Below are 18172 nucleotides of genomic sequence, written 5' to 3'. Positions count from 1 at the left end.
GTCGGCGAGGAGGACGGCGTCGATGCGTCGGCCCCACGGGTCATTGCCGGTTCCCGGGGTTCGCGGGCATGTGGCGGTCGAACCAGTCGAGCATGCGCGTGCACTGGTCGACCAACGCCGGGAGTCCCTTGATTCCGTGGCCCTCGGTCGGATAGGTCACGCACACCGACGGGACGCCCGCCTCCAGCAGGGCGTTGTGGAACTCCGTCGCCTGCCCCGGCGGCGTGCACCGGTCCTCGAGACCGGTCGTCTGCAGGGTCGGGGTCCGCACGCGGTGGGCGAACATCACCGGGCTGCGCCCGTGGTAGCGGCCGCCCGCAGCGTAGGGGTCGTCGCCGAGGAAGATCCGGTCGAAGAACGGGATGTTCGACGTGAGGTGCTGGGAGTACCAGTTGGTGACCGGGGCCATCGGCACCGCGGCGGCGAACCGCTGGTCCTGGGTGATCAGCCAGGACGAGATGTAGCCGCCGTACGACGCGCCGGTGACGCCGACGCGGTCGGGATCGGCGACTCCGGCCGCGACCAATGCGTCGATGCCACTGAGATAGTCGTGCGTGTCCGAGCCACCCATGTCGCCGAAGACGGCTTCGGCGAATTCCTGCCCACGGCCGCTGCTGCCCCGCGATTCGGGTGCAGTACGGCGTATCCGCGGCTCACCAGCAGCGGGGTGTAGGCGTAGCCCATCGTCCAGCTGTTGCGATAGGACCACACCGGCCCACCGTGCGCGAAAACGACCAGCGGATGCGGTCCCGGCCCGTCGGGCGTGCACACCAGCCCCTGGATCTCCCAGCCGTCGGGCGCCGTCCAGGTCACCGGGGCGATCTCACCGCCGACCTCGCGCAGGTAGTCGGTGCCCGCGTGGCTCAGGCTCGCGACCGGATCGACCTCGCCGTCGCGCAGCCACGCCAGTTCCGGTGGCACGGTGTAGCTGTGGTGCACGACCGCCGCAGAACCGTCGGGCAGGAAGGACGCGACCGGGTAGCGGTCGCCGCAGGTCCCATCGGTGCACCAGGTCTCGGTGGTCTCCCCGGTGTCGACGTCGTGGACCCCGGCGACGGTGTCGAGGCCGCGCCGGCCGAGGAACGCCAGTCGGCTCTCGTCGAGCCAGTGCAGCTGGGTCACATCGACGTCGAGCGTCGCGATCCTCGTCGACTGCTCGGGGACCGGCCCCGGCAGCACCACATCACCGGCCACCACCCAGCGATCGGACGAGCACGCCTGCACGACGGCGATCCGGCGGCCGGATGGGCTGGCGGCGGGCAGGCCGAGCTGGCGGTCGGCGGCGTAGACCAGCTCGGGAAGTGCCGTCCGAAGAGGGATCCGGCGCAGATCGGCGGAGTACCACGCGGCCTCGCCGGGCGAGGGGCTGGTCACCGCGAGGACGGCGTCCGGGCCGCACCAGACGGCCTCCCAGACGTTGAGCTCCCCGACGGCGAGCCGCTCCACCCGGTCGGCGGCGAGGTCGTGGATCCAGACGCTCCGCCAGTCGTCGCGGGCGAAGCCGTCGTCGACCACCGGCATCCACGTGGGCGCGTCGTCCGCGCCGCCGCGCACGATCGGTCCGGAGCCCTGGCCGCCCGCGCGGTCGGCGCCCAAGCCCGCCACGCCGAGGAGGATCCGGGTGCCGTCGGGCGACCAGTGCAGGTACTCGATCGTGCCGTCGACGGTGGGCGCCTGCCGCACCGTGCCGCTGACGACGTCGAGCAGCGCGAGTTGGTGGACGCCGCCGGCCTCGGGGGCGGAGGTGAACGCGATCGTCGCGCCGTCCGGGGAGAACTGCGGGCTCCGCTCGTCGCACGACGACGTGGTGAGCTCGCGCACCCCGTCGCCGTCGGCCAGACACAGGCGGGACCGGGGCGGGGAGTCGAGCGCGGCGACGACCTCGCCGGCGAAGGCGATGGGCCCGCCGTCGGGTGACGCGGAGGGAGTCGTGGCGTGCCGGACCTTCCCGAGGGCGGGTGCGTAGACGCGCTCGAAGTGCTGCGCGACGCGGGCGTGGTCGTCGGTGCCGCGAAGGTCGCGGACGCTGGGGTCCTCAAGCATGGTCGGATCCTTTCGCGAGGGGTGGGGTGGGGTCTGCGTCGGCTCCGTCGCCGAAGAGGCCGGACTGCTGTCCGGGGAAGCACGTGCGCAGGAAGCTGAACCACGACGCCGCCCACCCGGTCGCGTGGGACTCGTCCGCGATGATCTTGGCGCTGAACGCCAGGCCCCGGAGCGGCGTCTGCTGCGCAAGGCGCATGAACTCGACCGAACCGGCCGTCACCGCCGCCTGGTACACCGAGCGGTCGGTGATCTCCGGCGCACCGATCGTCATGTGCAGCATCCGGTCGTGGTGGTCGGCGCCACTGGTCAGCTCGGCCTCGTACGACGCGAACACCGTCGACGCCCCGGCGAGGATGCCCGCGCTGCCGACGCCGATCCGGTTGATCCGGGTCCGCTGCAGCGCGGCGTACGTCGCGAACAGGCCGCCGTAGGAGTAGCCGTGCAGGCCGGTCACACTGTCGTCGACCCGGAACTCCGCGGAGATCAGCGGGTACAGCTCGTCGAGGAGGAAGGCGAGGAACTTCTCGCCCGCCGGGTTGCGCAGATGGTGGAGGTAGAGGTCCGCGCCCTCCTGGTCCAACACACCTGCGGGCACCAGGCTGTTGACGGACTCCTCGTCGACACCGGGGAGCAGCGGCTCGCCCGGCGGCAGCAGATCCCGCGCCCGAACCGCGAGCCAGCGCGCCGCATCGACCCCGCGATAGCCCACGCCCACCTGGATGAACGGCTGGATCGGCGCTACCGGGTGGTCGCGCAGCAGCGCCGTGGCGGGCGCGGTCATCGCGACCGCGGCGTTGCCGTCGGGCTGGAAGATCACCGGATAGACGGCGTCGAGCTCGAGGTCGTACCGGGGCGGCGTGGTCACCCAGATGCCGAACCTGGCGCCGACGATCGCGGAGTCGACCTCGAAGTAGGTGGTGCTCGGCAGCATGGCGGAGAGCTCGGGTGTGGCGGGGTGCAGCATCGCTGTTCTCCTCGTGACGGATGGGCCGCGTCAGCCCAGGACGTTCCCGGCCGAGTCGGCCGGATCCCGCAACCGCGAGTAGGCCCCGAGGCTCACCAGGAGCCCGGTCCGGCTCAGCTTGTGCTCGATCGGCTGGGCGTCGTGGTCGACCCCTGCCTCGGTGCCGGTGACGATCGCGTGCAGGAACGCGCCGACGACCGGAGCGTTCTTGAACTGGTTACCGCTGGTGCCGATCGCGACGTAGTAGCCGTCGAGGCCGGTCTTGTCGTAGATCGGCGTCCAGTCGGTGCTGACGTCGTAGACGCCGACGACGCCGCGGGGCGACGGTGGCACGCCGACGTCGGGCAGGCGCCGCGCGACACGGTAGGTCTGCGACTCGTACACCGCGGTCGTCGCGCGGTCGGCGAAGTCGTCCGGGTCGTCCAGCCAGTGCAGCGGATCGCACTCCGGCTCCACCCCGCCGACGAGCACGTTGCCGGTGGGCGTCGTCCGGAAATAGGAACCGAGGTCGAGGTCCGCGACCAGCGGATAGCTGCGGCCGTCCCCGGGCAGCTCGTGCACTTCCTGGCGCAGCGGACGGGTGGTGATGCGGAACTCCTCGCCGACGCCGGCCAGGTCGTTGACGACGCCGGAGTGCGGGCCCGCCACGTTGATGACCACGTCGCTCGAGTACGTCGTCGCACCCGTTCGGACGCCGACGACGCGACCGCCCCGGGAGTCGATCGCCGTCACGGCCGCTCCGAACCGGAACTCGGCGCCGCGCCGCTTGGCAGCCGCCATCAGGTTGTGCGCCGCGAACGCGGGATCGTCGATGAAGCCCGCGTCCGGCGTCCAGGTGCCGCCGATCTCGCCGCTGGCCGGGGCCCAGAACTCGTCGCTGGTCACGGCCTTCGGCGGGTAGTAGCGGCCAGGGGCGAGCCCCGGTACCCGATCGCGGACGTAGGCCGCGGTCCAGCGCTCGTAGGGCACGCCGGCCTCATCGAACAGGCGGCAGGACCGCTCGACGTCGATGCCGGGCACGTCGAGCAGCAGACCACCGGTGCGGTGGAAGCGTGCGAGGGAACCGTCGTCGGTCCCGCCGAGGTGGTCTTCCCAGTCCACCCAGAGATGCTTCGACTCCCACGCGGCGGCGACGCCGGTGAAGGTCGAGTAGTTGAAGCGGACCACCGCCGACGAGGCGCTGGTCGAGCCCATGCCCGGCCCCTGGGCCCGGTCCAGGACGACGACGCGGCGTCCCGCCTTGGCGAACTCGTAGGCGATCGAGCATCCGATCACCCCGGCGCCGATCACGACGACGTCTCGTGCTGTGCTCATTCGTGCGCCACCTTCGCTCGATCTCCTCGGTTCCGACAACGCTAGATTTCTTCGCGCCGTCGAGTAACCGACGAATGTCGGGACTCCGGCGCTTCGTTCACGACAGTGCGTTCGGCCTCAGCGGCGTCGAGCCGCCTCGCGCACGCCGACGAGCTCGGCGACCTTGAGTCCGATGTGCACTGCGAGCCGGTCGCCGCCGTCCGCCAGATCGACGCCCGCGATCCGCTCGATGCGCTCGAGCCGGGAGTAGACGCTGGCGCGGTGCACGCACAGCTGCTCCGCGGTCTTCTTGATGCTCCCGGCGTTGTCGAGGAAGGCTTCGAGGGTGGCGGTCAGGATGCCGTCACCGGCGTCGGCCTCCAGGAGCCGGGTCAGTCCGGCATGCACGCTGCGCCGGAGCCGGTCGGGGGGCAACTCGGCGAGCAGACCGTAGACCCCCAGGTCCGCGTAGGACACGACCGAGCCCAGGACCCGCACCACACCGGCCACCTCAGCCGCCCGCATCGCCTCCAGGTAGGAGTCGCGGGCCTCGGCGAGCCGGGGCCGCAGGTCGCCGATCCCCACCCGGCACTCGGACGGCTTCCCATCGCTTCCGGCGCAGACCTCTCGATGGATGGCGTCCGCCACCGAGGACACCTCCTTGCGCGCGTCGGCGCGGACCAGCACCAGCACGCCGTGGTCGGGGCGCGCGAGGTGGATCGCGCTGCGCGGCGGCAGGGTGTGCCGGACCCGTTCCAGACCCGTCGCCAACGCCAGCCGGTCCCGCTCCTGCAGCGGAGTATCGTCGTCGGCCGTCAGCGTCACCGCGATCGCGACGACGCGGCCGGCGCAGAGCAGGTCCTCCTCGATCAACCGCTCCGCGGCGTCGTGGTGCAGCCGGGGCTCCTCGGCGATCAGGTCGCGCAGCAGCTCGCGCTCCCGGCCGCGGGCCAGTTCCCCGACCAGGTGGTCACGGTGCAGGATCTCGGCCGCGGTGTCGGCGGCCCGCGTCGCCGCGTCGGCCTGCTCCGCAGTGACGGGGCCGTCGGACGCCAGCAGCCACAGGAAACCGAGAAGGGCGCCCCGGTAGCGGATCGGCACCCCGACCCGGTCGACCGTGAGGCCCAGGTCCGGGCGGGCGGGGAGCGTGAACACCTCGTCCGGCTTCGCCATCGCGATGCTCTGGATGTAGCGCACCATCTCGTGCGGGACGCTGCGGCGCAGGATCGACTCGACCCGGGCATCGTCCACGCCGTCCAGGTGCGCGTTGTAGGCGAGCAATCTGATGTTGCGGTCGTCGATCGCGACCGATCGGTCGAGCCTACGGCCCAGTCCGTCGACGAGCCGCTGCAGTTCGGACTCCATCCCCGCAGCATAGGAGCAAGAGATCCGTTGGGGGGCGCGACGATCGTCGCCAGGAGGACTCCTGCTGGTTGACGATCGTCGATTCTCGACGCCCGGTCGCGCAGTTAGGTTCGTCACCACCAGCAGCTGACCAGAGGAGACCCATGTCACATCTCGTTCCCGATCGACGTACCGCCCCCACGACGTACGCCACGCCCGACGGCTTCGGTCGTGTGGGCCCGAAGGCCCCCGCATCGGGCACCTCGGCGGTCGCCTCGAGTCAGCACCCGATCGTCACGGACACGATGCTCGCCGTGATGCGGGACCGCGGCAACGCGGCCGACGCGGCCGTCGCCGGGGCCCTGGTGCAGGCCGTGGTCCAGCAGGACATGACGAACCACACCGGCACGGTGACCGCGCTCTTCTACGAATCCGCTACCGGACAGGTGCACGAGCTCAACAGCGGCGGAACGATCGTCCCGGACCTGCCGCCGTTCTCGCCCGTCCCGCAGGGCAAGGGCCTGTTCAGCCTGGTCCCGCCGATCGCGGTGATCCCGGGCTTCATGCCGGGACTGAAGGCACTCCACGAGCGCTTCGGCACTCTGCCGTGGAGCCGGCTGTGCGAGCCCGCCGTCCAGTGGGCTGAGGAGGGGCATATCGTCTCCCCCTTCGAACAGGCGGTACTCGGGGAGGTGGCCCCGTTCTTCCTCTCCACGGCCTCGGGGCGCGAGCATTTCGCGCCGGACGGCCACCTCCCCCAGGCCGGCGACCGGTGGCGCCGGCCGGTCCTGGCCGAGACGATGCGGCAGCTCTCCGCGGAGGGCCCGGACCACTTCATCTCCGGCAACTGGGCGCGGCAGTTCATCGAGCGCGCCACCATGCTCGGCTGGCAGATCGAGCCGCACCACATGACCGACATCCCACCGCGCTGGGGCAACGGATTCCGCTGGCGGCACGGCGACGACGAGATCGTGCAGCTCTCGCCGCCGGAGCGGCAGGGCGTCTATTGTGCGATCGTCCTCGGCATCCTCGACGAGCTCGACATCACCTCCGTCGGGCACTGGTCCGAGTCCGCGGAGGGGCTCTACTACCTGGCGCACGCGCTGCGTCGCGCCCACCTCGAGTGCGGCTTCATCAATGACCCCGAGGTCTTCGCCGATCCGTCGGCGCTGCTGGTGTCGCGCGAGCAGATCGCCGGCTTCGCCCGCACCCTCCGGGCGAGCCGACCGCACCGCGACCTCAGTAACCACGTGCTGCTCACCAAGGGCCGCTTGGCGGTCGCGGCGTCCGGCGCGTCGATGCAGCCGTCGGGGAGCTGCGAACTCAGCGTCGTCGACCCCGACGGCAACTGGATCCAGCTGATGAACACGCTGCAGGGCGGCGGCATCCCGGGCGAGGTCGTGGCCGGCATTCCGATGGTCGGCAGCCACGCGACGCCCGATCTGCAGGCCTCGATCTCCGGTTGGCACACCGGCGGCGGTCGGGTCCGCTCAGTCATTGGCAACACTGTGGTGCTGCGCGACGGCCGACCGTGGCTCGCCCTCGGCTCACCGGGCAACGTCCACTGCACGGTGCCCCAGGTACTCTCCAACATCCTCGACTTCGGGATGGACCCCTACGAGGCCGAGGATGCGCCCCGCTGCCTCCCCTATCAGGACGACCACGTGATCTCGGTCGAGAGCCGAGTCCCCGCGGCCGTGGTGGACGGCCTCGCCCGGATGGGCGTGCTCGTCAACCCGCTGCCCGCCTACGACATGCACATGGGAAGTTTCCAGACCAGCTGGCGTGATGCCGCAGGAGGGCTGCACGCCTCGGTCGGCCCTCGTCGCGAAGGAAAGGCCGCCGGCTTCTGACCGGTGGGTCCCCTTCGCGCCGGGACTGTAGGACAGACTATCGATGACCTCCGCTGCAGCGGAGGTCATCGATGGTCTGCAGCGCAACCGAGGTGGGTGCTCCGTGCTCGCCGCGAGATCAGCGGCTGGCCGCGGTGCCGCCCTCCGTCGCTCGCTCCGCCGGCCGAGCGTCGAGCGAGTCCCCGAATCCGGCGCCCTGCACCAGATCGGCGCCCCGCGTCTCCGGGATCCAGCGCCACAGCACCAGCAGGCCGACCAGTCCGATGCCCGCACCGTAGAACGCTGGGCACAATTGATTGCCGGTCCACGTTACGAGAGACTCGCTGACCAGGGGCGCCGTGCCTGCGAAGACGGCATAGGTAACGTTGTACGGGATCGCGATCCCGGAGTACCGTACCCGCGCCGGCAGGATTTCGAGGATCGCGAGGGCGCCCGAACCGAGCAGTCCCATCGGGATCATGAACCCCAGGAGGCCGATCCCCATCAGTATCGGGTGCCCGGTGCCGACGAGGAGGTACGCGGGGACCATGAGAACCACGACGCCGGCGAGCCCGAGTCTGAGCAATGGCCTGCGTCCGATTCGATCGGTCAACGTGCCCGTGATGGGTGTCAGAGCCATTCCGATGATCGACAGCACAGTCATGATCGCGAGCGCCTCCTGCATTCCGACTCCGCCTACAGTCGTCATGTACGTCGGGATATAACCCAGGAACATGTGAGCGATCACGCCGACCGTGGCGAAATACACGGCGACCACGACAATCGGACGCCAATAGAGGCGCAGCAGCTCGCCGAGCGACCCACGGTTCGACACGGGCTCCTCTGCCTGCGCCTTCTGGAATACGGGAGATTCCTCCACCCCGCGGCGGAGGAACAGTCCAATGATCGCAATCACGCCGCCCAGAAGAAAGGGAAGGCGCCACCCCCAATCGGCGTAGGCGTCCCCGGAAATGCTCTTTGCACCGAGAATCACCATCGTGGCCGCTGTCGGTCCGGCCAGCGTCGACATACCGAGCAACCCGAGCCAGAGCCCGCGCCGTCGCTCCGGTGCGTGCTCGACCACGAACGTGACCGCTCCGGAATACTCCCCGCCCGCGGAGAACCCCTGCATCAAGCGACACAGCACGAGGAGCGCGGGCGCCGCAACCCCGACCGTGGCCCATCCCGGCAACAGCCCGATCGCTGCGGTCGACGCTCCCATGATGATGATCGACAGGCTCAACGCCGCCCGTCGCCCGAGCCTATCGCCGATGCGACCGAAGAAGACGGCACCGGCCGGCCTCGCAAGGAAGGCGACGCCATAGACCGCGAAGACGCCGAGCAGGCCCGTGCTCTCCGAGCCCGGCGCGAAGAACACCGTGGCCAGAGTGGCGGCAGCGAGCCCGTAAATACTGAAGTCGAACCATTCGACGAAATTGCCCGCCGCCGATGCGACGATCACTCGGCGGGCGTTCTTTCCCGTCGTTTCGGTTGGGGTGGTCACGTAGCCTCCTTTGAGTGCGCTTCCGAAGGTCAGGCGCATACTCAGCAATCTTTCGCCGCAAGGGCTCTGTGATGCATTTCACAGATGCCTGCTTCTGCGGGTGAGGTACGAGACATATGTCGGGTGCGGGTCGCCGCAGGAGACCGTTACTCGATGCGGACAAGAATCCTGGATGGCGCTTTAACAGGGATTACGCCGCCCTATGACGCGCTACGTGGCCCTACGGGCCCCACTGTTCGTGTCCAAGCCGTGTCCACAGGTCGGTCACTGGAAAGGTTCCGGGCGCGCCTGCTTACCCCTGGGTCGCCGGTGACGCTGGACTCCATGAACGACCAGCAGGCTGACCTCGACTTGGTGGTTGCCCGCGCGAGCGAGATCTGGGCACCCCAGGTGATCCAGGCCTGGCTCACTGGCTCCAGCAGCTAGCTCGGAGGTGCCGGCCCATGGACGTGCTCCGTATCCATGGACCGGACGAGGTGCTTGCGGCGCTCAACGCCGCAAGCGCTGGGGTGATCGGGTAGCTCAGTCGCTCCGCTGATGTCGAGATGCGTCGTGTGCTGGTGCAGCGTCCATGTGCGGCCTCCGGGCTGGCCGTCCCCTCCTCGCGGGACCTCCGGCCCTGTTGACCTCGATCTGTTGCAGGAGGTCCGGACTGTCAACGAGTGCCGCCTCGACACGCTCCTGTAGCTCCTCTGGTGTCGACTCGTCCATGATCCCGATTGTGCCAGCTCAAGACCCGCGAAAGGCCCTCCGGTCCACACTTGACCTGGAATTCGAACCCTGGCGCTGCTGAGGCCACGATCTACCCCGTCAGTCGCCGCCGGCTTTGTGCCGCTCTCCGCGACTGCGACGTGACTCAGGTTGGATACAGTGCGTCGACTTCTTCCCACGTGCGCACAAATCCGAGGTAGTAGCTACAGGCAATCGCCAGCGCTGAGTACCGGCCGTAGGTCTTCTCAGTCAGGACACCTCCCACTACATCAAACACCTGAGGGGCATCAAGATTTATCAGAATACTCGCTGCAGAACGTTCCGCACTCCAAGTACTTACGAGACGGTTCGGATCGGCCAAGGGTTGCGACTCGTCCAACCATCCGAACTGAAGATCACTTGTATGCACCTGACCGCATTCTTGTGCCCACGTCTCGAACTTGCAAGCTGGGACCAAACCCGGCCCCGACATGCCCTCGTAGGGCTCGACCACCAATCCGTTGTGGACCGTGGAATAAAACTGCACGAAGTCCTCCGGCAAGAGATCACTGTACGGAAGCGAGCGAATCTCCAGCGAAGGCGGATGCCCAACAAAAATTCTCGGCTCACCATCTGAATTCAGGATCACATAAGCGAGCCCGATCTTCGTCGACAAGGGATCACCAGCCTGCAACCGAACCAGAGCTACGCCTGCAGATTCTTCCAAGACTGCGACCAGATTACTCAACGAGTCACCTGGAACGCGCCTCCACGACTCAAGCGCGGCCTCGACGCGTTCAGCGGGTTCCATCTCGGGAAACGACAACCATGCCACTGGCACCGCGAACTCTTCACCGGCCGGGTTGACCCGAAACACGTCGACGTCTTTCATAATTGGCGAAGCCTGAATAGCGCTAGCAATCTGCTCGTTGGATAGCACGAGATCACCCTTCCTCCCTACCGGTTCGCGACAATGTTAACCTCTTCGGAAAATAAGCGCTGTACGAACAGCCTTGACTTCCACTCCACCGAGCGTTGCCGGGCTTATTCGCAGGCGTACTCAGAACGACACGTCCATCGGGAAACTCCATTGTCCCGTGGCGATGGGACGCCGATCATGCCGCCGACAACCACGCACTGGTTCACCAGGGCGGTCGAGAGATGCCTCGAGGCATCGATCCCCCCGCGACGAGAACGACGAGCCCACCGGGCCCGCCACCGTCCCTCGGATCAGCGCGCATCAGCTCCGGCACACCGCCGCGTCCCTGATGATCGCGTCCGGTGCACACGTCAAGACCGTCCAGCGGCAGCTCGGCAATAAGAGCGCGTCTATGACTCTCGACCAGTACGGACACCTGTTCCCCAATGACCTCGGTGACCTGGCCTCGCGGATGGGCGACGCGTTCGACGTCACCCCTGAGGGCGGCGAGTGGGACGCCCTCAACGACATCTGGGTCGAGCGCATGGACAACCCCGACCACTACTTCGACGGAGTAGCCAACGTCGAACTCCCAGTTACGTCACCTCAGACAAACATCATCCTCTGCCACTCAGGATGGGGAGACGGCTTCTACCCGATCATCGAATCCTACGACGCCGACGGAAATGTCAACGGAATCCACATCGACCTACAGGTGCTCGGTGACAAGCCCGACGAGGAGAAGTAGCCCCCTCCAAGGGCGTCCCACCCCACGCGCCGCTGGGATATGACACCTCCGCGCGTGACACCAGGTGCGACACCCGACCAGCTGCATCGACCGCCGCGCGGAATTGGACATCAGGGCGGGTGTCCGATGTACAGAAGTGAGAGCGGATGACTGTTCGACTTCGAACTGCTTCGCCTTCGATCCGCGACCTCAATGGGGCAACCTGCGACGACTGCCCCGTACGAGGGCGATGGGTCACCTGGTGTCCATGTCTGCGAACGACCATGCCACGCGAGCAACGACATGTGGCGAGGCGAAATGCGTCACGGCTCGGCAATCATCCCGTGCGCAGGTGGGTCAGTTCGGCCCCGCTGCCTTGAGGATCAGGTACTCCGCGCTGGCCGCCTGCATGACTCGCTGCAACGTGGTGCCGACGGTGTAGGCGACGTAACGTCCGTGCACCGCGCACGTATGCACTACACGATCCCGCGTCGAGCCGCTGTAGCACCTCGCCAGCGACGAGTTGATCCCAGGCACTGTTGCGAACGGGTTGCCTGGTGACGGGTTCAGCGCGTCCGTTTGGATGTATTCACCCGCCTTCTGCTCGTTCGGTAGGCGGAGCACGGAGACGAAGCTGGTGCGCCCCACGAGGTCAACGCCCCATCGCGTGTCTACCCCACGGTTCTGGACTAGAAGCCGCGCGAAAGTACCAGCAGTCGAGTACCCGTCAGTCCAGTTGAATTCAGGAGACAACGCGTTGTTGTAGTCCGAGCCAGGGCGCGAAGCCAACGTCCGAGACATGATCCCGTCACGGTCCATCGGCACGTTCGGCATAGCGCCAGATGATGGCGAAGGCTTGTACTCGTCGATCTTCGGAGTCTGTAGTTGCACGGCTTTCGTCAGGATTGCTTTCGTCGCGTCTACATTCGTGGTGGCGCTGGTCAGGCTGAGCAAGGCGAGCATCGCGCCCTTCGCGATGCCGACCGTCACGGTGTCCCCGCCTGATGTGCCTGTGACCATGAGAGTTACCGCGCCAGGAACCAAATTCTGCGTGCCAGGTGTCGGGTTCTTCGCAACAGCGGCGTCCACGACCGTGCGCACAGCGTCGGCGCTCGGGTAGCGGAACAGAGCCGCGCGGAACACCTTCGTCTTGTCTGCGTTCTGCGCGGCTGCGACGAACCCCGCCTGGAACGGGCTGGACTTGAACGCGTCCAACATCTCGGTCGTCATCGGCAGCGCGAGACCATTCGCACCGAGCTGAGCGGGCATCCACACGGGACCCACAAGCTCGCCACCCTCCCCAACGGTTGTGCCAGTCAACGACGAGTCCACGTCCCACGGCGAAATAACGGAGTCGCCGATTCGGAACCCCTCTTGCTGCCATGCATCGGCGGGAGTTACCGCTTTCACCACTCGCGGCGTCGTCGGGTAGTTGCCTGTGTCGAGCTTGAACGCAGCCTCCACCGATGGGTCCGCGACGGGTATCCCCTCGACCGTCGAGCACCCCGCGAGCACGGCACACAGCGCAGCGGCGGTCACCGCGAAAGGTGTCCTTCTTCTCCCCATGACTAGGCACGCTAACAGGGGAGCGTCCCGCTCGTGAGCGGGTGCAAGTGCTCGCCAAGCGACCGTTTGGCGCGGACGATTGCGCGGTCATGGTCACTCTGCGCTGATGCCACCTCAGTGGACGCCGCACCACTGCCAGTCCCCACAAGCACAGCGGTTCCAGCGATGGTGGTCGAGCAGCCTGCCAAGACTGCGGACCCGCTGTCGACCGCGAAGGGGAGAAGACTCCGTCGCCGATTCCTCATTGCTACTTCACCTTTCCCTTCCCGATGAGCCAGTCCACGCAGTTGTCCAGGGTGAGATTCTTCGACTCGCTCTGGTCACACGTCCCGTATTTCTCGAACACAGAGAGCTTGCAGAGCCTCGTCTCCAACGCGTCGAAGTGGTAGTTGCCCTCAGCAGGATCGGGACCGCACTTGGCACGCTCCCGCGCCGCCTCGGCGATCTCCGCAGGGGCAGCAGCGCGCGCTCGATCCCTCAGTGCCGCCGCAGCAACCGCTGACGATGCTGCCGCTGCTGATGAGCTGGCGGCAGCAGCGGACGACCTTGCAGCAGCATCCGTCGCCTCCGCCTGGACGTTGAAGTAGATCAGACCACCCCTTCCCGTACGGTGTCGCCTCGGACGATAGCGGCAAACTTGACACCCTTTAACAGAAGGGGCTCGATACTCCAATCGACAGGCGTCGAGGACCATTGTTGACCTCCGTTTCATTAAAGGTGTTAATACTTTTCGAGACCTGATCGTTGCCATTCTCGCTAGCTTCCATCATCGCCCCGATGCTTCAATCGGAGGCGGCGGAGGATGTCACGTCCCCGACCCTGGGGAGGGTCCGCCGCTACGGGAGGAGATCAAGACATGAGCAAGATCAAGAGAGTGACTGCTGGCGTGATCGCGGGCGCGGCGGTGCTGGCGGGACTCGGCACGGTCGCTGCGGGGGCGGCGAACGCGGAGACGTGCCAGTACCACTCGCGAGTCATGTTCGGGAACTACATCTTCGACGGGTACGGCGGCGGACCGCAGCAGGCGACGCAGGACGCGTGGCGCAAGGCGAAGGCGCAGGGGCGGACTGGTGCGCCGTACAAGCTGATGTGGACGCAGTTCGAGTGCCGCTGATCTGACGGCAACGCACAGAGCCCAGCTCCCCTGGTCGGGAGCTGGGCTCGGTCTCGCCGGATGACTTCTCGACCAGTGAATTCACGATCACCGGAATGGAAGCCGACCACGGCGACAGCGGTACGGCGATCTACGCCGGATCGGTGCTCGTGGGCATCCTCCTCGCGGAGAGGACCACCACGGGTCAGATTGTCGCGGAGCCTGTGAGCGGTGTCCTGGCTGCCGCCAAGAGCATGGGATACAACTTGACGGTTCTCACGAGCTAGCCGACGCCCCCACAGACCCCCGTTCAGACAAACGCTGAGCGGGGGTTTTCTTGTGCCCAGACATGGGGACACCTTTCGCCGGCTCGGCGCACAGTGGGTGCCTGGACCCACGGGTAGCGTACGTTCAGTACGACCGCGTGAACCCCCAATGAGAGGATCGAGGATGTCCAGGGAGTCTGAGCTGACGAAGGACTCGCCAGAGCCGCGTAGGCACGAGGAATCGAAGTCCGATAACCCCGGGTGGGTTCTCATCGAGCTGCTGCTCTCCACCGCCGTCCCGCCGCACCTCCGGGACTCAAAGACGAAGGCTGCGTTCTGGATTCTCGCCCCCGTCGTCACCGTGGTGGTTTTCGGCGGCGCGGCGCTCGCGGCGAGCGGCAAGCCATCGACGGTCTCGACTCTGATTTACGTGCTCGCAGCGGTGATCTATGTCGCGTACTTGGTCGCAGGGGCGTATCTGGTTCGACGCAAACGCCCGAAGTGCTAGTCCCGTCCAGGCGCGCCCAGAATCGCCTGTAGACCGGCGCGTGACCCATCTGAGGCTGGCGCTGCGGTACACAGCGCATCCTGTACGACCGCTTAGACCGTGCTCACGAATAAACGCAGCGGCGGCTGGGTCGCGTAGTAGAACGCGCCTGCCCCGTTGTCTGGGTTCTGGAAGTGGTCCATCAAGTCCTGCTCGATAACCCCCGCCGAGGGGATTATTCCAGCGACCTCCGGTGGGATCGCATCCCGCGCCTCCCGAGCGGTATCGCTCAGCCCTACAGCCCCCCTCCCGGAGAGTCTCCCCCGATGAGTTGTTATCCCAGACGAACCTGTACCGCTGTGTCATGCCGTCGAGGGTGCCCGCCCGCACCGCTGTCATCATGACACCGAATCCCGCTGACTTGTCATGAGGTTGTCATGATGCCTGCTGACACCCTGCTCATGACAGAGAAAAACCCCCGCCCACCTGGCGTTTCAGGTGAACGGGGGTCCGTGGAGCCGCCGGGAATTGAACCCGGGTCCTCCGTCATTTCTACGGGGCTTCTCCGTGCGCAGTCCGCTGTGCCTCTACTCGGATCTCCCGGTCTCACGGACGAGCCAGGATGACGATCCCAGTCGCTGTTGGATGTCCCCCGCGATGCCGCGACCGCACCGCGGGGTGAATCCCTCTAGCTGATGCCAGTACCCGGGCCGAGGGCGAACCCGGACTGACAGACTCGCCTGGCTGCTTAGGCAGCGAGAGCGAAGTCGCGCTGATTGGAATCGGCGCTTATAGGGTTGCTGCGACGCTTACGGTGGTCTCCAGCCTGCACCGGCACGCTTCCCCCGCGTCAACAAACGAAGTCGAAACCGATCGGCCCCTCATCGTCCGCCTCAGCGGAAGCCCACCCCTTGCGGGGTGGAAGTTCCATACTACCGCACCGGCATCGGCCTCTGTCCAGCGATTATCCGACGGCGCGCAGACGCACGCCGGCCGCGGAGGCGTTCATGTTCATCAGCACGGTGAGCAGCACCCCACCCACGCGCTGTGCCAGCGAAACGACCTTGGCCCGGTTCTCGACGCTCATGGATTCGCTCCTCACTTGAGTCTCACAAGTCACACCAGTAACTCGTGCCTCAAGTGAACGCCCGCGAAGATCGGAACTCAACGCGCCACGCCGGGCACCGTCGGAAAGACGTCAGCCGCGCATGCCCTTGACGCGCCGGCCCAGCTCCCGGACCAGCTCGCGCTCGGCGGTGCGGCGGGCGATGTCGTGCCGCTTGTCGTAGTCCTGCTTGCCCTTGGCGAGCGCCAGCTCGACCTTCACGCGGCCCTCGTTGAAGTACATCGACAGCGGCACGAGCGTCTGGTTGCCCTCACGGATCTTGCCGGTCAGCGAGTCGATCTCCCGCCTATGCATGAGCAGCTTGCGGGTGCGGCGCGGCGTGTGGTTGATCCACGAGCCGTTGCCGTACTCGGGGATGTGCAGGCCGCGCAGCCAGACCTCACCGTCGTCGATGGTCGCGTAGGCGTCGACCAGGGAGGCCTTGCCCTCGCGGAGCGCCTTCACCTCGGTCCCCACCAGCACGACCCCGGCCTCGAAGGTGTCGAGGATGGCGTAGTTGTGGCGCGCCTTGCGGTTGCTCGCGATCACCGAGCGCCCCTTCTCCTTCGCCATCGTCCCCATCCCTTCCGTACGCCGCGACCGAGTGCCGGTCACGCTGGGCAACCTCTCCATCCTACGGGGATGCGACGGTGCGCGGAAAGCGACTTATCGGTGCGCTACTCCCGCACGTAGAAGCGCAGGGTCACGTACGCGGTGATGGCGGCGAAGCCGGCGCCCACGAGGATCAGCCACGGTGAGACCAGGAGCACGTCGGTGTTGGTGATCCGCGCCAGGATGTTCACCCCGTACATCTCGCGCAGGGCCCGGTCGAAGAACAGGGCCTTGCCCGCGAACAGGCCCGCGATCGCGAGCCCCGCGCCGATCACCGCGCCGATCACAGCCTCCAGGAGGAAGGGCAACTGGGTGTACCAGCGGGAGGCGCCCACGAGCCGCATGATCGAGACCTCGGTGCGCCGCGTGTACGCGGCCACCTGAACCATGTTCGCGATCAGTAGGACCGCCGCGACCGCCTGGATCAGCGCGACGAAGAAGGCGGCGTTCCGCGCGCCGTTGAGCACGGAGAAGACGCGTTCCACCAGCTCGCGCTGGTCCTGCACCCCGGCGACGCCGGGCTGCCCCTTCACGGCGTCGATCACCGCGGCGAACCTGTTCTCGTCGCCGACGCGCACTTTGAAGGACGCGGGCAGCACGCCGGGACGCACCAGGTCGGCGAGCTCGGGCTGCCCGGCGAAGGTCTTGGTCTTGGCGGTCTCGAGCGCCTGCTCCTGGGAGATGTAGTCGATGGAGTCGACGCCGGGCTGGGCCTTGATCTTCGATTCGAGCGCCTGGCACACGGACTTCTGGCAGTCCGGATCGTCGGCGGCGACCTTGTCGTCGACGAAGACCTGGATCTCGACGCGCTGCAGGAAGATGTCCTGGCTCTTGTCGGCCATCCGCACCACGAGCAGACCACCGCCGAAGAGGCCGAGCGAGATCGCGGTGGTCAGGATCATGGCGATCGTCATGCTCACGTTCCGGCGCAGGCCCGTGAAGACCTCGCTGGTGATGAAACTGGCTCGCACTGGGAATTCAGTCCTTCGGTTCGTCGTCGTCGGCGTCGGGCGCGGCGGGCGCCGTCAGCGGCCCAGCCCGTACACGCCGGTGGCGTCGTCGCGCACCATCTCGCCCATGCGGAACTCGATGACACGGCGGCGCATCGAATCCACGATGTGCCGGTCGTGCGTGGCCATGACCACGGTGGTCCCGGCCCGGTTGATCCGGTCGAGCACGTCCACGATCTCGGCCGACGTGTCGGGGTCGAGGTTGCCTGTCGGCTCGTCGGCGAGCAGCAGCAGCGGCCGGTTCGCGATGGCGCGGGCGATCGCAACGCGCTGCTTCTCACCGCCCGACAGCTCGCTCGGCATGCGGTTCGCCTTGCCGCCGAGCCCCACGTAGTCGAGCACCTGCGGAACGGTCCGGTCGATGACGGTGCGCGGCTTGCCGATGACCTCGAGCGCGAAGGCCACGTTCTCGGCCACCGTCTTCTGCTGCAGCAGCCGGAAGTCCTGGAAGACGCATCCCAGCGACTGCCGCAACTGCGGGACGCGCCGCCCGGAGAGCTTGTTCACGTGGTAGTCGCCCACGTAGACGTCGCCGCTGGTCGGCTTGTCCTCCTTGAGCAACAGCCGGAAGAACGTCGACTTCCCGGAACCCGAGGGCCCGATCAGGAAGGCGAACTCACCCTTGCCGATCTCGAGCGACAGGTCATGGAGCGCCGGCCGGGCCGACGCCTTGTACATCATCGTGACGTTCTGGAGCGTGATCACGAGCGCCCAGTC

General features: G+C 67.1%; 17 protein-coding genes, 1 other RNA gene and 1 pseudogene. 6 read left to right on the top strand and 13 right to left on the bottom strand.

Features of this window, described 5'->3' with window-relative positions:
* Window positions 1-40: 40 nt before the first annotated feature.
* From FK529_RS20370 to FK529_RS09230, 4 genes are all read right to left on the bottom strand, one after another.
* A complete protein-coding gene (locus tag FK529_RS20370; protein ID WP_231703017.1) occupies window positions 41-571 on the bottom strand; it encodes an alpha/beta hydrolase family protein in 531 nt (176 codons plus the stop codon).
* 1464 nt (window positions 572-2035) lie between these two features.
* Window positions 2036-3007 (bottom strand): alpha/beta hydrolase, encoded by a 972-nt coding sequence (locus FK529_RS09240; protein WP_146560704.1) that lies wholly within the window; start codon window positions 3005-3007, stop codon window positions 2036-2038.
* A gap of 30 nt (window positions 3008-3037) precedes the next feature.
* A complete protein-coding gene (locus FK529_RS09235) occupies window positions 3038-4321 on the bottom strand; it encodes an NAD(P)/FAD-dependent oxidoreductase (RefSeq protein WP_146560703.1) in 1284 nt (427 codons plus the stop codon).
* Window positions 4322-4438: 117 nt separating this feature from the next.
* Window positions 4439-5665, bottom strand: a complete 1227-nt coding sequence (locus FK529_RS09230; protein ID WP_146560702.1) for a PucR family transcriptional regulator — start codon at window positions 5663-5665, stop codon at window positions 4439-4441.
* A gap of 143 nt (window positions 5666-5808) precedes the next feature.
* Between FK529_RS09230 and FK529_RS09225 the strand changes: the two genes are divergently transcribed.
* Window positions 5809-7497 (top strand): gamma-glutamyltransferase, encoded by a 1689-nt coding sequence (locus tag FK529_RS09225; protein ID WP_146560701.1) that lies wholly within the window; start codon window positions 5809-5811, stop codon window positions 7495-7497.
* Window positions 7498-7615: 118 nt separating this feature from the next.
* Here FK529_RS09225 and FK529_RS09220 read toward each other — a convergent pair whose 3' ends face one another.
* Window positions 7616-8980: an MFS transporter gene (locus FK529_RS09220; protein WP_158635086.1), complete on the bottom strand. Its 1365-nt coding sequence runs from the start codon at window positions 8978-8980 to the stop codon at window positions 7616-7618.
* An 856-nt stretch (window positions 8981-9836) separates the two neighbouring features.
* Window positions 9837-10610 carry a hypothetical protein gene (locus tag FK529_RS09215; protein ID WP_146560699.1) on the bottom strand — a complete coding sequence of 258 codons (774 nt, stop codon included), beginning with the start codon at window positions 10608-10610 and terminating at the stop codon, window positions 9837-9839.
* A 163-nt stretch (window positions 10611-10773) separates the two neighbouring features.
* Here FK529_RS09215 and FK529_RS20775 point away from each other — a divergent pair.
* Together FK529_RS20775 and FK529_RS20560 are read left to right on the top strand one after the other, a co-directional pair.
* Window positions 10774-10971: pseudogene (locus FK529_RS20775) on the top strand (hypothetical protein); the annotation flags it as partial.
* 30 nt (window positions 10972-11001) lie between these two features.
* On the top strand, window positions 11002-11337 hold the full coding sequence (locus FK529_RS20560; protein ID WP_231703033.1) for a DUF4241 domain-containing protein: 336 nt from the start codon (window positions 11002-11004) through the stop codon (window positions 11335-11337).
* 336 nt (window positions 11338-11673) lie between these two features.
* Here FK529_RS20560 and FK529_RS09205 read toward each other — a convergent pair whose 3' ends face one another.
* Both FK529_RS09205 and FK529_RS09200 read right to left on the bottom strand, forming a co-directional pair.
* Window positions 11674-12855: a DUF7373 family lipoprotein gene (locus tag FK529_RS09205; RefSeq protein ID WP_146560697.1), complete on the bottom strand. Its 1182-nt coding sequence runs from the start codon at window positions 12853-12855 to the stop codon at window positions 11674-11676.
* A 274-nt stretch (window positions 12856-13129) separates the two neighbouring features.
* Entirely contained in the window at window positions 13130-13576 is a 447-nt protein-coding gene (locus FK529_RS09200; protein WP_146560696.1) for a hypothetical protein, read from the bottom strand.
* Window positions 13577-13738: 162 nt separating this feature from the next.
* Here FK529_RS09200 and FK529_RS09195 point away from each other — a divergent pair, with 162 nt between their 5' ends.
* The 3 genes from FK529_RS09195 to FK529_RS09190 all read left to right on the top strand — a co-directional run bounded on the left by FK529_RS09195 (window position 13739) and on the right by FK529_RS09190 (window position 14749).
* Window positions 13739-13996, top strand: coding sequence for a hypothetical protein (locus FK529_RS09195; RefSeq protein ID WP_146560695.1), 258 nt, complete (start codon window positions 13739-13741; stop codon window positions 13994-13996).
* Window positions 13997-14091: 95 nt separating this feature from the next.
* Window positions 14092-14262: a hypothetical protein gene (locus FK529_RS20010; RefSeq protein ID WP_158635085.1), complete on the top strand. Its 171-nt coding sequence runs from the start codon at window positions 14092-14094 to the stop codon at window positions 14260-14262.
* A 163-nt stretch (window positions 14263-14425) separates the two neighbouring features.
* Entirely contained in the window at window positions 14426-14749 is a 324-nt protein-coding gene (locus tag FK529_RS09190; RefSeq protein ID WP_205124376.1) for a hypothetical protein, read from the top strand.
* A gap of 489 nt (window positions 14750-15238) precedes the next feature.
* Here the strand turns inward: FK529_RS09190 and ssrA are convergent.
* The 5 genes from ssrA to ftsE all read right to left on the bottom strand — a co-directional run bounded on the left by ssrA (window position 15239) and on the right by ftsE (window position 18160).
* Window positions 15239-15609, bottom strand: a transfer-messenger RNA (tmRNA) gene (gene ssrA / locus FK529_RS09185).
* Window positions 15610-15692: 83 nt separating this feature from the next.
* A complete protein-coding gene (locus tag FK529_RS20705) occupies window positions 15693-15815 on the bottom strand; it encodes a hypothetical protein (RefSeq protein WP_269432087.1) in 123 nt (40 codons plus the stop codon).
* A gap of 111 nt (window positions 15816-15926) precedes the next feature.
* The gene (gene smpB / locus FK529_RS09180) at window positions 15927-16406 is read right to left on the bottom strand and encodes an SsrA-binding protein SmpB (protein ID WP_146560694.1); all 480 of its coding nucleotides are present in this window, start codon (window positions 16404-16406) and stop codon (window positions 15927-15929) included.
* A gap of 104 nt (window positions 16407-16510) precedes the next feature.
* Entirely contained in the window at window positions 16511-17416 is a 906-nt protein-coding gene (gene ftsX / locus FK529_RS09175) for a permease-like cell division protein FtsX (protein WP_146560693.1), read from the bottom strand.
* 54 nt (window positions 17417-17470) lie between these two features.
* Complete coding sequence (ftsE, locus tag FK529_RS09170; protein WP_146560692.1) at window positions 17471-18160, bottom strand: cell division ATP-binding protein FtsE; 690 nt, start codon at window positions 18158-18160, stop codon at window positions 17471-17473.
* Between the last annotated feature and the right edge of the window lie 12 nt (window positions 18161-18172).

It is taken from the genome of Tsukamurella asaccharolytica, from assembly GCF_007858435.1.
Taxonomy (GTDB): Bacteria; Actinomycetota; Actinomycetes; order Mycobacteriales; family Mycobacteriaceae; genus Tsukamurella; species Tsukamurella asaccharolytica.
The sequence above is the reverse complement of the archived record's forward strand: the minus strand, read 5'-3'. Positions and strand labels throughout refer to the sequence as shown.